This is a genomic window from Sphingobacteriales bacterium, assembly GCA_016699615.1.
Classification (GTDB): Bacteria; Bacteroidota; Bacteroidia; order Chitinophagales; family JADIYW01; genus JADJSS01.
In genome coordinates this window covers 1,818,727-1,833,601 of the sequence record CP064984.1, presented here as the reverse complement: position 1 = coordinate 1,833,601, position 14,875 = coordinate 1,818,727, and the positions used below count along the sequence as shown (strand labels likewise).

At 30.8% G+C, this 14,875-nt stretch carries 9 protein-coding genes and 2 pseudogenes; 3 read left to right on the top strand and 8 right to left on the bottom strand.

Annotated elements, in window-relative coordinates; all coding sequences use genetic code 11:
• Positions 1–372: 372 nt before the first annotated feature.
• From IPK18_08670 to IPK18_08645, 6 genes are all read right to left on the bottom strand, one after another.
• The gene (locus IPK18_08670; protein QQR96977.1) at positions 373–3,705 is read right to left on the bottom strand and encodes an isoleucine--tRNA ligase; all 3,333 of its coding nucleotides are present in this window, start codon (positions 3,703–3,705) and stop codon (positions 373–375) included.
• 160 nt (positions 3,706–3,865) lie between these two features.
• Entirely contained in the window at positions 3,866–4,555 is a 690-nt protein-coding gene (locus tag IPK18_08665; protein ID QQR96976.1) for a response regulator transcription factor, read from the bottom strand.
• Position 4,556: 1 nt separating this feature from the next.
• The gene (locus tag IPK18_08660) at positions 4,557–6,017 is read right to left on the bottom strand and encodes a HAMP domain-containing histidine kinase (protein ID QQR96975.1); all 1,461 of its coding nucleotides are present in this window, start codon (positions 6,015–6,017) and stop codon (positions 4,557–4,559) included.
• Positions 6,018–6,075: 58 nt separating this feature from the next.
• A complete protein-coding gene (locus tag IPK18_08655; protein QQR96974.1) occupies positions 6,076–7,482 on the bottom strand; it encodes a hypothetical protein in 1,407 nt (468 codons plus the stop codon).
• 2 nt (positions 7,483–7,484) lie between these two features.
• Complete coding sequence (gene ccsA, locus IPK18_08650; GenBank protein ID QQR96973.1) at positions 7,485–8,162, bottom strand: cytochrome c biogenesis protein CcsA; 678 nt, start codon at positions 8,160–8,162, stop codon at positions 7,485–7,487.
• 11 nt (positions 8,163–8,173) lie between these two features.
• Positions 8,174–8,830, bottom strand: coding sequence for an ABC transporter permease (locus IPK18_08645; protein ID QQR96972.1), 657 nt, complete (start codon positions 8,828–8,830; stop codon positions 8,174–8,176).
• Positions 8,831–8,875: 45 nt separating this feature from the next.
• Here IPK18_08645 and accC point away from each other — a divergent pair.
• Both accC and IPK18_08635 read left to right on the top strand, forming a co-directional pair.
• Positions 8,876–10,414: pseudogene (accC, locus tag IPK18_08640) on the top strand (acetyl-CoA carboxylase biotin carboxylase subunit).
• A 68-nt stretch (positions 10,415–10,482) separates the two neighbouring features.
• Positions 10,483–11,364, top strand: a pseudogene (locus IPK18_08635) (anhydro-N-acetylmuramic acid kinase).
• A 59-nt stretch (positions 11,365–11,423) separates the two neighbouring features.
• Here IPK18_08635 and IPK18_08630 read toward each other — a convergent pair.
• Complete coding sequence (locus IPK18_08630) at positions 11,424–12,371, bottom strand: magnesium transporter CorA family protein (GenBank protein ID QQR96971.1); 948 nt, start codon at positions 12,369–12,371, stop codon at positions 11,424–11,426.
• Between the two features lie 3 nt (positions 12,372–12,374).
• Positions 12,375–13,154: a diaminopimelate epimerase gene (locus IPK18_08625; protein ID QQR96970.1), complete on the bottom strand. Its 780-nt coding sequence runs from the start codon at positions 13,152–13,154 to the stop codon at positions 12,375–12,377.
• 148 nt (positions 13,155–13,302) lie between these two features.
• On the opposite strand from IPK18_08625, the gene IPK18_08620 reads away from it, so the two are divergent.
• Complete coding sequence (locus IPK18_08620) at positions 13,303–14,775, top strand: Do family serine endopeptidase (protein ID QQR96969.1); 1,473 nt, start codon at positions 13,303–13,305, stop codon at positions 14,773–14,775.
• Positions 14,776–14,875: the final 100 nt, after the last annotated feature.

Below are 14,875 nucleotides of genomic sequence, written 5' to 3'. Positions count from 1 at the left end.
GCTGCTACTTTTTTAGCTGGCGTTGCTTTTGCTACAGTTTTTGTTGCTGCTTTTTTGGTTGGCGTTGCTTTTGCTACAGTTTTTGTAGCTACTTTCTTCGCTGGCGTTGCTTTTGCTATAGTTTTTGTAGCTGCCTTTTTAGCTGGCGTCGCTTTTGCTATAGTTTTTGTAGCTGCCTTTTTAGCTGGTGTTGCTTTTGCTATAGTTTTTGTTGCTACTTTTTTAGCTGGCGTTGTTTTAGCTACAGCTTTTGTAGCTGCTTTCTTTGCTGGCATTACTTTAGCTACAGTTTTAGTAGCCGATTTTTTAGCAGGAGCAGTTTTCGTTGCTGTTTTTTTTGTTGCAACTACTTTTTTATTTGTTTTTATAGTTTTAGCCATTTGTTACTTTTTGAATTTCCATAAATAATTCCTCACCGTTAATATCAAATATTTTGCCTTTATTAATATCTTCTACAAAATAGATGCCATTACATAAAGTTTCGTTGCAAATATAATCTTTAAACTGATGAAATACATCGTTGAGAACCAAATGGTTTTGCACATTTATGGTTATTTTATCTGCAACGTTGAAATTCTGTTCTTTTCGCTCATTTTGTACTTTATTGATGATTTCTCTAGCAAATCCTTCTGATTTTAGTTCCTCTGAAATATGAATATCTAATGCTACTGTGATATTTTTTTCGCTGGCAACCAACCAACCTTGTATATCATCAGAAATTATTTCTACTTCATCTGCCAAAATTTCATATTCTGTGCCTTGTACTTGTATTGCTATGCGTCCGTTCTCTTCTAATTCTTTTATTTGTTCAGCATTAAATTGTTGAATTACATCAGTAGCAAACTTCATATTTCCACCTAATTTTTTACCTAATAATTTGAAATTTGGCTTTGCTTTTTTAGATATAATTCCTGAAGTATCGCTTATGTATTCAATTTCTTTCACATTAACCTCAGACAAAATCAAATCTTTTACTAGATTAATTTGCTCAATTAATTGTTTATCAATTATTGGTATCAGTATTTTTTGAAGTGGTTGTCTTACTTTTATTTTTGTCTTTTTTCTAAGTGACAAAATTAATGATGAAATATTTTTAGCATATTCCATTCTTTGTTCTAAATCTGCGTTTATGTTTTTTGTATCAACAGCTGAAATAAATTCTAAATGCACAGATTCTTTTTGCTTGTCTTGATTTAAGTTGGCATACAACCAATCTGCAAAAAATGGTGCAATTGGCGACATCAATATGGATATTTTTTCTAAGCACTCAAATAGTGTTTGGAACGCTGCTTTCTTGTCTAAGGATTCTTCTGTATCCCAAAATCTTCTTCTACACAAACGCACATACCAATTTGACAAATCATCAATAACAAATTCTTCTATTGCTCTTGCTGCTTTTGCTGGCTCATAATCATTTAATGATGCTGTAGTGCTGCTTACTAATGAATTTAGTTTTGAAATTATCCATTTGTCTATTTCTGCTCTTTCAGAAACTTGAATTTGTTGTGATGGATTGTATGAAAACTGATCAATATTTGCATAGATAGCGAAGAAATTATAGGTATTATATAGTGTAGAAAATAATTTACGTTGCGTTTCTACTACACCATCCATATCAAATTTTAGATTATCCCACGGTTGTCCATTGCTTACCATGTACCAACGAACTGCATCTGCTCCATGTTTTGCGATAGTTTCAAATGGATCAATTGCATTGCCTAAACGCTTAGACATTTTGTTTCCATTTTTGTCTAAAACCAAACCATTGGAAACTACATTTTTGAATGCAACACTATCAAACAACATTGTTGCTATTGCGTGTAATGTATAAAACCAACCACGTGTTTGATCTACACCTTCTGCTATAAAATCTGCTGGAAAATTATCTTTTAATTGCTCTTTGTTGTTGAATGGATAACCCAATTGTGCGTAAGGCATAGCGCCAGAATCGAACCAAACATCTATTAAATCTGGTTCTCTAAACATTTTTTGTCCTGATGGTGCTACTAAAATAATTTCATCTACATATGGCTTATGTAAATCTATTTCTTTGTCTAAAAATGATTTATCTAAATATCCTTTTTCAATTGATGTATTGATTGCTGATTTTAATTCATCAATGCTTGATATACATAATTCTTCTGTGCCATCTTCTGTTCTCCAAATATTTAATGGTGTGCCCCAAAATCTTGTTCTAGATAAATTCCAATCTACTAAATTTTCTAACCATTGCCCGAATCTACCTGTTCCTGTGCTTTCTGGTTTCCAATTGATTGTTTTATTTAGTTCTACTAATCTTTCTTTTACTGCTGTAACTTTGATAAACCAAGAATCTAATGGATAATAGATAACTGGCTTGTCTGTACGCCAGCAATGTGGATAGCTGTGCTCGTATTTTTCTACTTTGAATGCTTTGTTTTCTTTTTTTAGTTTTATGCTTATATCAATATCTACTGATACGTAATTTGGCTCATCTTTATAGTCTTTTACATATCTGCCAGAAAATTCGCCAACACCAGCTACAAATTTTCCTTCTTTATCTACTAATGTCAATCCACCAATTCCATTTTCGTTGGCAACTTTCATGTCATCTGCTCCAAAGCTTGGTGCAATGTGTACGATGCCTGTTCCGTCTTCTGTGGTAACAAAATCGCCTGTTATTACTTTAAATGCATCGCCACTGATTTTGTCTTTACTATTTGCTTCGAATGGTAATAGTTGGTTGTAGCTAATTCCTGCTAATTGTTCTCCTTTGAATTCTTTTACAACTTGAAATGGCAAATTTTTCCCATCATTTTGATATTCTGAAAATGCCTTATTCTCATCATCTTTTGAAAAATATTTATTCAGTAGATTTTTTGCCAATATTAGATTGACTTCTAGGTGTGTGTATGGATTAATTGTTTTTATTAACACATAATCTATATTTTTTCCTACGGCTAATGCTGTATTTGATGGCAATGTCCAAGGTGTGGTTGTCCATGCTAAGAAATATGTATTATTATTATTGGTCTCAAACAGAAACATTGATTGCTCATTTTGAATGATATTGAATTGAGCAATAACTGTAATGTCTTTTACTTCTCTATAACATCCTGGTTGGTTGAGTTCGTGTGAGCTTAATCCTGTGCCTGCTGCTGGTGAATATGGTTGGATTTTTAAGCCTTTGTATAATAGATTTTTTTTATACAACTCTGATAACAACCACCAAACTGATTGAATATAATTGTTTTCGTATGTGATGTATGGATGTTCTAAATCTACCCAATAGCCTACTTTTTCAGTCAGTTCATCCCATTTATCTTTGAACTTCATGACTTCTCTTCGGCATTCTTTGTTGTAGTCTTCAACTGATATTTTAGTGCCTATATCTTTTTTTGTTATACCTAGAGTTTTTTCTACTTGTAATTCTATTGGTAGTCCGTGTGTGTCCCAGCCTGCTTTTCGCTCAACTTTGTATCCTTGAATTGTTTTGAATCTACAAAAGATATCTTTAATTGTACGTGCCATAACATGGTGTATGCCTGGCATTCCGTTTGCGCTTGGTGGTCCTTCGTAAAAGACATAATTTGGGCAATCTACTCTTTGCTCTATACTTTTTTTAAAAATATCTTTTGATTTCCAAAATTCTGCAACTTCTTTTTCAATTTCAGTTAGATTAAATTGCTTGTATTCTTTGTATGTGTTTTGCGTCGATGTTGCCATGGTTTCAGCTTGGTTGTGTTTGAAAAATTTGGTGCAAAAATACGAAAAAACTTAGATATGTTTAATTCGTAATCAATATATTATGTTTAAGTATATTGCACTAGAATAAAAAAGCCTGTTGAATAACAACAGGCTATGTAAAAACTTTTTATATGAATAATTAATTATTTTCTAATAGCTTGTATCCTTGACCGTGAATGTTTAGAATTTGCAATGATTCATCTTCTTTTAGATATTTTCTAATTTTTGAGATAAATACATCCATGCTTCTTGCTGTGAAGTAGCTATCATCTTGCCATACGTGTCTTAATGCTAATTCTCTTTCTAACAATTCGTTTTTTCTTTCAAAGAATAATCTTAAAAGTTCAGCTTCTTTTGTTGTAAGCTTAGTTTCTTTATTATTGATTATTAATTTGTGGTTTTTATAATCAAGTGTTGTTTTGCCTACTTCATAAGTGTCTTGTGTTGGCTTAATTTCTTTTTTCTCTGTTCTTCTTAGAATTGCATTCATTTTTAATTCTAAAACTTCCATAGAAAATGGTTTGGTGATATAGTCATCAGCGCCAATTGTTAGTCCTTTAATTTTATCTTCTTTTAAAGATTTTGCTGTAAGAAATATAATTGGAACTTCTTGATTGTCTTTTCTAATTTCTTCAGCTACTTCAAAGCCGTCTTTTTTTGGCATCATTACATCTAATAATATAATATCGAATTTGCCTTTTCTGTAGGCTAATAAGCCTTCTGCGCCATCTCTCTTTAGCTCTACTAAAAAGTCTTTGTGTTTAAGGTATTCTTGTAGTAATGCGCCTAAATTTGGGTCATCTTCTACTAATAAAACTTTCTTTTGCATATTATTCTGTTTGATTTGTTGGTATTTGTATAATAAATTTTGTTCCTTCTTTTAATTTACTTTCTACGGAAATTTTTCCATGATGTGCTTTTACAATTGATAGTACGTAGCTTAAGCCTAATCCAAATCCTTTGACATCGTGTACATTTCCTTTGGCAACTCTGTAAAATTTATCAAATATTTTATTTTGATTTTCTTTACTAAGTCCTATTCCATTATCTGTTACTTCAATTTGTATGCCTGAATTGTAGTTTGAAGTGTTAATTTTTATTAATGGCTTTTTGTCGTTGTATTTAATGGCATTATCAATCAAATTATTTATCATATTGGAGAAATGCAATTCATCTACTTCTAATATGTCATTTTTGGCATTTAGACTAAGTTCAATCTCTCCTTCTAATTCGTTTAATTGCAATTGAAAACGTTTGCTTGCGGCGTCTATTATTTCATGTACACTTCTGTAATCTTTATTAAGTTCTAGTTCGCCTTTTTCTAGTCTTGCTATTTGCAATACTTTTTCAACATGGTTGGCTAGTCTTTTATTTTCATCAAAAATAATATTGGCGTATTTGTTTCTATTTTCTGACAATGATGATATACTATTATCTCGCAACATTTCGCTGGCAATGGAAATTGTAGCAATTGGTGTTTTTAACTCATGTGTCATATTATTTATAAAATCATTCTTCATATCTGATAATCTTTTTTGATTAAAAATAATCTTGAATGCTAACATGAATGCAATGATTGTTATAAAGAAAAAGAATATAGAACTTGCTATTACAACCCAAATTGATTTGAAAATATATTTATCTTTATCTGGAAAATATAGTCTTAGTGTTTTGTTTTGTTTCACAATACTTTGAGGAAATAAATCTATACTATATTTTGTTTTATATAGTTCTACAAATGGTGTGTTTTTAGAAATTAGTACAAAATTATTTGGTGCAATATCAGTTAATCCAAATCTAAAATCTGTTTTTATGCCATGATGTAAAAGCGCTAATTGGATAATCTCTCTCAACTTTTGTGTATCCAAGTAATTTTGAATTGGGACAATACTAATAAATTGTGATGCCATTATTTGTTGAATATTGTCTATTTGCAATGGCATTGCTTCTTTTATTTTTTCTTTAATTGCGGCAAACTTTTCTGCTGAAAATGAATCTGATAATGCTAACTGAATTGGATTGCCTTCTTCGTCATAGTTTTTTACCATCAATTCCTTAGAGACACTCAGTCTATCTAAATCTTCATCTCCGAACATACTATGCATGAATGGTTCTATGTGAATATCTTCTATATGTTTGGATACATCAAACATTGTTTGATAGACATTCTTATCAAAATCTTGTTCTTTTGACTTTATTGCTTTCTGTAACCAAATAAATTGCACCACAGCAATACCTATCATTCCAATGAATAACATGATTGTTGTTATAGTAATTAGCTTCTTGTTCACAAAGCAAAAATAAATTATCTATCAGAATAAATTAATAAATTAACTATTTTTAACCGTACTATGGTTTTGTTTGGATATTGATTGCTTCTTCAATACTTATAATATTGCCTTTGTAGAATGGCACTACGAAAGATTCCTCATAAAAAGTTTCATCCAGTTTTTTAATCATTTTATTCGCTTCATCGTAGGTTTTGAAATCGCCAAGATAATAAATTGTTGTTTTATCTACCTTAATAAAAGTAATTTGTCCATAACCAGAAATATCTTTAAAATATTTTAATCCCGGATCTTTTAAGAAAGTTGCTAGATTAATTTTAAAAACTAAGTCATTTACCTTGCTTTTTTTACTTTTTACTACTGATGTATCTTTCGGTGGCTTTGGAGCTTTTACTTTGTTCTCTACCAAAACTTCTTTCGATGGTTTTTTATCTACTGTTACTGTTTGATTTTTATTTTTTAAGCTATCAACTTTCGGCGGCTTTGGTGCTTTTACTTTATTCTCTACCAAAACTTCCTTCGATGGTTTTTTGTCTACTGCTACTGTTTGATTTTTAATTTTTACGCTATCAACTTTCGGTGGCTTTGGTGCTTTTACTTTGTTCTCCACCAAAACATCTTTCGATGGATTTTTATCTACTGCTACTGTTTGATTTTTAATTTTTAAGCTGTCAACTTTCGGTGGCTTTGGTGCTTTTACTTTGTTTTCTACCAAAACTTCTTTCGATGGCTTTTTATCTACTATTACTGTTTGATTTTTGATTTTTACGCTATCAACTTTCGGTGGCTTTGGTGCTTTTACTTTATTTTCCACCAAAACTTCTTTCGATGGTTTTTTATCTACTTGTGCTGTTTGGTTTTTAATCTTTACGCTATCAACTTTCGGTGGCTTTGGTGTTTTTACTTTATTTTCTACCAAAACTTCTTTCGATGGCTTTTTATCTACTACTATTGTTTGGTTTTTAATTTTTACGCTGTCAACTTTCGGTGGCTTTGGTGTTTTTACTTTATTTTCTACCAAAGTATCTTTTTTACTTTCAATCAATGCAAGGTCTTTAGTAAGTACAACTTCTTTACTTGGAATACTAGCATAAAAATTCTTCTGTTTTTTTATTTCATCTTGGTATTTGATATTCCAAATTTGTGCTTCTGCTTTCTTATCTTTTTTCTCTAATATAATTGCATATTCCTTGTACACATCCAAGTTTATATTTGGGAAATCAATAATTTTTTTATACTGATCTTCTGCTACACTATAATTTTGTAAAAAATAATTACATCTTGCCAAATTCACTTGTGCTTCTGTTATATCGTACTTCTGATTAATTTCCTTGTAAACATCTATAGCTTCTTTGTATTTTTTTCTAAAAACAACGCATTTGCTTTTTTTCAACAATGAATAACTATTTCCAGCAAATAAATTACATGTAATAGTAAAAAACAATATATATATAATTCTTTTCTTCATAATTATTGAAGCACATCTATATCTTCTAATCTATTTTGTATTTTTTTAGTTCGAATTACTAAAGTATAAATCCAATATGATAATAAAATCCATGCAATGCATGCTGGATAAAAAACCAATCTCAATCTATTATCTAAATCATATGCATTAAAACCTGGATTGCCGCCATTTCCCGGATGTAAAGAATCTGTAATTCTAGGAATTATCATAATAAATGCAATAAACATCACAAATGCAAAGATATTGTACACAGCACTAAATCTTGCAGATTTGTCTTTATCTTCAAAGGAACTTCTCAAAATAAAATATGCCGCATATATTAATAATGCAGCCGCAGAACCATTCAATTTTGGTTCAGAAAATACCCACCATGCGCCCCAAGTTGCTTTTGCCCAAACGGAGCCAGTTGTAATACCTAATATGCCAAATAAAAAACCAACTGTGGCAAAAGAACTTGCTTTTAAGTCAAATTCAGAATCAAATGTATTTAGATATTTTAAACTGTAAAATAATGATGCAAACATTAAAAACATCATGGCAAACCACATTGGCACATGAAAAAATAAATTCCTAATAGATTCTTCTAGAATGTTTAACTTGGGAATACTGAAAAAGAAACCTGCACAAAAAGTATACATTAGCAATATTACACAAACCAATTTCCACCAATAATTTTTCATCTATTTAGTATTTATTCTTTCCAAAGATACGGAAATAAGATAATTGATAATATAAATATTGAACAATCTAATAAAAGTGCAGCACCAGAAAATATATAAATATCATTTATTGCTGTATAAAAATCTGCCAACATACTGAGTTTAGAAATTACCAACACCAACGGAAGTACAATAGGCAATCCTAAAACACCTAACAATACTACATTCTGAGTTTTTGCTGTAATTCCAGAAAGCAAGGTAAAAATACTAGCAAAGCCAAAAGAAGCCAAAAGAACAGTACTTATAAAAATGCCAATATAACCAATTTCTTGTCCAAAGAACAACTGCATGATAATTAGCGTCAGAATTGATATAATAAAATTAAATATTGTGTTGTACACTATTTTAGACACAATAATCTCATTAGCTGAAGCTATATTTTTCAAATAATAAAAATGTTCGTTCCCATCTTTTATAAAAATTCTATATGAGGATTGAATGACAGAAAACAAACTTATAATCCAAAAAATTGCCATCCATACTCTAAAAGTAATTTCACCATTGAAAATTAGATAAATAAAAAAAGTTGTTGCTAACAAGTTCACTATCAAGCTACCAATTGATGATTTAAATCGCCACTCAAACAACATTTCTTTTTTTAATAAAATATAAATTGTGCTTAATTTCATTGAAGACTACAAAGATAATTCTATAATTTTTATAAATTAGCAATGATGAAAAAAATATTAGTTGCCAATCGTGGAGAAATTGCCTTAAGAATAATGCGAACATGCAAAAAAATGGGCATTAGCACTGTTGCTGTTTATTCTACAGCAGACAGAAAATCACCACATGTGCGTTTTGCAGATGAAGCTGTTTGTATTGGCGAACCAGCATCGAAACAATCTTATTTATCTATTGAAAAAATAATAGATGTATGCAAAAAGCTACAAGTAGATGCTGTGCATCCAGGTTATGGCTTTTTATCTGAAAATGCCAATTTTGCAAAAGCTTGTAGCGAAAATGGAATTATTTTTATTGGCCCAACTACTGAAGCTATAGAAGTAATGGGCAGTAAATTGGCTGCCAAACAAGCAGTAGGCAAATACAATGTGCCATTGGTTCCTGGCACAGACGAAGCAATTACAGATATAGAAAAAGCTAAAAAACTTGCTACTGAAATTGGATTCCCAATACTCATTAAAGCAAGTGCTGGTGGTGGCGGAAAAGGCATGCGTATTGTCAATCATGCATCTGAATTTGAAGAACAAATGAATTTGGCTGTATCCGAAGCAATATCAGCGTTTGGTGATGGCTCTGTATTTATAGAAAAATTTATAGACTCACCAAGACATATAGAAATTCAAGTTTTGGGTGACAACCTTGGAAATGTTGTGTATTTGTTTGAACGTGAATGCTCTGTTCAACGAAGACATCAAAAAGTAATTGAAGAAGCACCATCAGCATTGTTGAGTGCAGAAGTAAGAAAAAAAATGGGCGAAGCTGCTGTAAATGTGGCAAAAGCTGTAAATTAAACTGGAGCAGGCACTGTAGAGTTTATTGCCAACAACAATCAAGATTTCTATTTCTTAGAAATGAATACACGCTTGCAAGTAGAACATCCAGTAACTGAAATGATTACAGGAAAAGACTTAGTAAAAGAACAAATTTTAATAGCACAAGGTAAACCACTGAGTTTTGCTCAAGATGATTTGACAATAAATGGACATGCAATTGAAGTTCGTGTGTACGCCGAAGATCCAAAAAATGATTTTTTGCCAGACATTGGCACTTTATCAGCTTATAAAATTCCAGAAGGCGATGGTATAAGAGTAGATGATGGTTTTGATGAAGGCATGGAAATTCCTATCTACTATGACCCAATGATTGCAAAGCTTGTTGTACATGCAGCCGATAGAAATGCTGCAATAGAAAAAACAATAAAAGCAATAGATAATTATATAATTGATGGTGTAAAAACTACTTTAGATTTTGGGAAATTTGTGTTGCAACATCCAGCTTTTATTTCAGGAAATTTTGATACTAAATTTGTAGAGAAATATTATCATCCAAAGAAAATAAATACCAACGAGCTTAAAATTGCAAGCATTATTGCAACACAACTTTATCATCAAAAAATAAAAATAATGCAACACACTTATACAGCAATAGGCTTAATGAGTGGTAGTTCTTTAGATGGTTTAGATATTTGCTGTGTGCAATTCATTAAAACAGAAAAAAGTTTCCAATATCATATTCTACATTCTACATGATAGAATATGATGCTAATTTTCGGACTGAACTAAAAAGAAGCTACACAACTTTCTGCTATTGATTTGGCACGCTTGCAGCATCATTAGGTCGTTATTTTGCTAAAGAAGTTGTAGCATTTATTGAAACAAATAAAATAAGTAATATTGATTTTATTTGCTCACATGGTCAAACTATTTTTCATCAACCTAAAAAACGATTTACAACTCAAATAGGTTGTGGTGCTACAATTGCACAGCTTAGTGGCATTACTACAATATCAGATTTGCGTACTGCTGATGTTGCTCAAGGTGGACAAGGTGCGCCTATTGTGCCTATTGCAGAGAAATATCTTTTCCCTAATGTAAATATCTTTTTAAACATTGGTGGCATTTGCAATATCTCATTTCATGATACAATATCTGAGCAAATAATAGCCTATGATATATGTGCAGGAAATACATTACTCAATTATCTTGCTGCAAAAAAAGGATTTGCTTATGATGATAATGGCAACATAGCAAGTAAAGGACAAGTTCATCAAGCGCTTTTGGATGAGCTAAATAATATAGAGTTCTGTAAACAAAATGCTCCAAAATCATTAGGCACTGAACATGTAATTGAGTTTTGGATAAATAAAACTGAAGAATATAATATATCTGTTGAAGATAAAATGGCAACTTGCGTAGAACATATTGCTATGCAAATTGCTACTGAAATAAAAAAGCACACAACAGAAGAACAGCAATTATTGATAACTGGTGGTGGTGCATTTAATTCATTTTTGGCAATTAGAATCAAGCACTATTCTAAGTGTACAATTATTGATACTGACCACAAAACAATTCAATACAAAGAAGCATTAGCTATTGCATTTTTTGGATTATTGAGAGTTTTAGAAATTCCTAATTGTTTGAGTAGTGTAACAGGCGCATCTAAAAATGTAATTGGTGGTGCATTGTATTTACCTTAATTCTTATATAATATATTATGATAAATAATCTTTAATATTCTAGAATGCTATAAAGAAATTTACAACCATTTTTTTCGTCTGAATACGAGAATGAAAGCTAATGTAATTGCTATCGTCAATAGCATTATAATCGTAAACGAATGTGGACGTTCTTGAAATGGCAATGGAATATTCATACCATAGATTCCAGCTATTAATGTTGGTACCATTAGTATGATGGTAACACTTGTTAGCCTATTGACTACATTGCCCAAGTTATTAGAAATTATTGAACCGAACGCACTCATCATATTTCCTAAAATATTAGAATACACATTTGACATTTCTATGGCTTGGCTGTATTCAACCATAATATCTTGCACTTCATATTTTATTTTAGAATTATCCAAATGAAAGAAATTATTTCGACGCAACTTAACAAGAACCAACTCATTTGCTCTTAAGTCATTTACAAAATAGATAAGAGCCTTTTGAATTTTAAGTAGTTTATTCAAACCAATATTGCTACTTGAAAATTTTAAATCTTTTTCTATGGCAGATATTTTTTTATTAATTTCTCTTAGGTAGAATAAATAGTAATACACATTTCTATCAAACAAATTGAGAATTAAATTATCTAAAATATTGTCTTTTACCAATACTGAACTTTGTGTGGTGCACAAATTGAGCATTGGATTTTTTACGGCACAAATTGTAATTATTAAATCATCTTTTTTTATAATACCAACTGGCAATGTTACATATTCTGCTTCATCTTCCATGTCTATATCATTGTTCTCTATTGGTGTATTAATGATGATTAATTTACAGCTTTCATCTTCTTCATATCTAGATTTCTCATACATATCAATACAATCTGTAAAGAATGAAAATGGAATTTTCTGTTCTATAGCAAATTGCTCTAAAATTTCAAAATTGAATGGTGCAACTAAGTTTACCCAATTTGATTGCTCTAAGCTTGCCACTACTTCTACTGTATTGGTAGTAATGTTATAATATTCAAACATGAATTATATTTCTATTTCTCCTTCAAATACTTTTGTTGCCTTTCCTTCCAACCAGATATCTGTGTACTGATTATCTATCTTTGAAAAATAAACATTTAAAGTTCCACCTCTTGTTTCTAAAGCAACGGAGCCTGCATTGATATTTTTTTGTTGTGCAATACACAAAGCTGCAGCCACATTTCCTGTTCCACAGGATAGTGTTTCGTCTTCTACGCCTCTTTCATAAGTTCTAATTTTTATAGTATTGCCATCATCAGAAATAAAATTGACATTGATTCCTTTTTCTTTAAAATCATTATTGTATCTAATAGCTTTTGCTACATCTACAAAATCATCCAACTCTACTGTATTTACAAATTTTACATAATGTGGCGAACCAGTATTTAATACAAAATCACCATTATAACTATCTATCTTTTGAACATCAATCATTTTAAGTTTTATTAGATTGTTTTTATATTCAAAATCGTGTTCGCCATCAATAGCAATAAATTTGGCATTTTGCTCTTGCACTACACCAATATCTAAAGAAAATTTTGCAATACATCTTCCACCATTGCCACACATACTACCTTCTTTGCCATCTGCATTATAATACACCATTCGGAATGCGTAATCATCAGCATGCTCAAGCAACATCAATCCATCTGCGCCTATTCCAAATTTTCTATCGCATAGTTGTGCAACTAGCTTCACATCATCTTTTGGAAAAAGCTTATTCCTATTATCAATTAATACAAAGTCGTTTCCAGTACCTTGATATTTATAAAATTTAAAATACATTGAATCAAAAGTAACTAAAAAAAATAATTAAAATTATACAACTAGCCGATTAACTTTTTTTAACCCGCATTTTACACTTTTTAATATCTATATAGAACTTAACTATATTTATTTTGTATTCTATTATATAACAAAGTAAATTTTTGATATGAAAAAGTATATCCCATTTTTTTTAATCGCATTAATAGTTTCTATATTGACATTAGCTATTAACAACAAGTTTCTTGGAAAGACAACTATAATCAGAGAAAACAACCAAAACGGTAATTTTAAATTTGCTAGTATTAATGGCCCACAAGATGCTTTTGTACAGGCAGCAAAAATAAGTACGCCTGCGGTAGTTCACATCAACACAGAAGTGAAGGTTAGTAGAAAGAACCAACAACAAATGGATCCATTTTGGCAATTTTTTGGAATGCCATTTGACCAAGGACAAATGCCTGACCAATTACAACAAGGCGCTGGCTCTGGTGTAATTATCTCAAACGATGGATATATTGTAACCAACAATCACGTAATTGAGAATGCTGATAAGATAACTGTAAACTTAGATGACAACAGAACATTTACTGCGAGGCTAATTGGTACTGACCCATCTACAGATTTGGCAGTGATAAAAATTGAAGCAAACAATTTAAGTTTTCTATCTTTTGCAAACTCAGATAATGTTGAAGTTGGACAATGGGTATTAGCTGTTGGTAATCCATTCAATTTAGCATCAACAGTTACAGCAGGTATTGTGAGCGCAAAGGCACGTAACATCAATATTTTAAGAGAAAAAGCTGGCAATTTAGCCATAGAATCTTTTATTCAAACTGATGCTGCTGTAAATCCAGGAAATAGCGGTGGTGCATTAGTTGATTTGAGTGGAAATTTAATAGGAATTAATTCAGCCATTGCTACGCCAACTGGAAGTTATGCTGGATATTCTTTTGCAATTCCATCAAATCTTGCAAAAAAAGTAGTTAAAGATATCTTAGATTTTGGCATTGTTCAGCGTGGATTTTTGGGTGTAAATATTAGAGAAGTAGATGATGAACTAGCAAAAGATTTGAATTTAAAACAAATTAAAGGTGCGTACATCACAGATATTGTAAAAGGAAGTGCCGCAGAAGATGCTGGATTGAAGAGTGGTGATGTAATTACTAAAATTGAGAATTTAGAAATTAAAAACACTGCAGACCTTACTGAACATGTAGCAAGATATAGACCTGGAGACAAAATTGTTGTAGATTTTATAAGAAAAGGTGAAACATTACAAAAAGATGTTGTATTAAAATCTAAAGACAATAAAACATCATTATTGTCAAAAAGTGATGTAGAGAAATCTAGTGGAAATATTTTGAATGACTTAGGTATTGAAATAACTGAATTAACTTCATTGCAAGCTAAGAAGTTAGGCATTGGTGGTGGTGTCATAATTAATAAAGTTACTGATGGTATTGTAAAACAAAATACTAATTTGAAGGAAGGTTTTATTGTGTTTGCTATCAACAATAAATACATTAAGAGCAAAGATGATTTTGAACAAATTATAAAAGAAAGCAAAGGTGGTGGTGTGTTATTGCAAGGTAGATACGAAAACAGCAATGGCATTCAATATTATGCTTTTGGATACTAATTATTATTTATTTAAGCCTTATACACTTAGTCTATTTGAGATTAAGTGTATAAGCACTATTTTTTATGAATTAAGAAAGACACTATCTCACAAAGTGTGT

Coding starts and splice junctions, on each gene's coding strand:
- IPK18_08670 (QQR96977.1), bottom strand. CDS start 3,705: ATGGCAACATCGACGCAAAACACATACAAAGAATACAAGCAATTTAAT.
- IPK18_08665 (QQR96976.1), bottom strand. CDS start 4,555: ATGCAAAAGAAAGTTTTATTAGTAGAAGATGACCCAAATTTAGGCGCA.
- IPK18_08645 (QQR96972.1), bottom strand. CDS start 8,830: ATGAAATTAAGCACAATTTATATTTTATTAAAAAAAGAAATGTTGTTT.
- IPK18_08625 (QQR96970.1), bottom strand. CDS start 13,154: ATGTATTTTAAATTTTATAAATATCAAGGTACTGGAAACGACTTTGTA.
- IPK18_08630 (QQR96971.1), bottom strand. CDS start 12,371: ATGTTTGAATATTATAACATTACTACCAATACAGTAGAAGTAGTGGCA.
- IPK18_08655 (QQR96974.1), bottom strand. CDS start 7,482: ATGAAGAAAAGAATTATATATATATTGTTTTTTACTATTACATGTAAT.
- IPK18_08620 (QQR96969.1), top strand. CDS start 13,303: ATGAAAAAGTATATCCCATTTTTTTTAATCGCATTAATAGTTTCTATA.
- ccsA (QQR96973.1), bottom strand. CDS start 8,162: ATGAAAAATTATTGGTGGAAATTGGTTTGTGTAATATTGCTAATGTAT.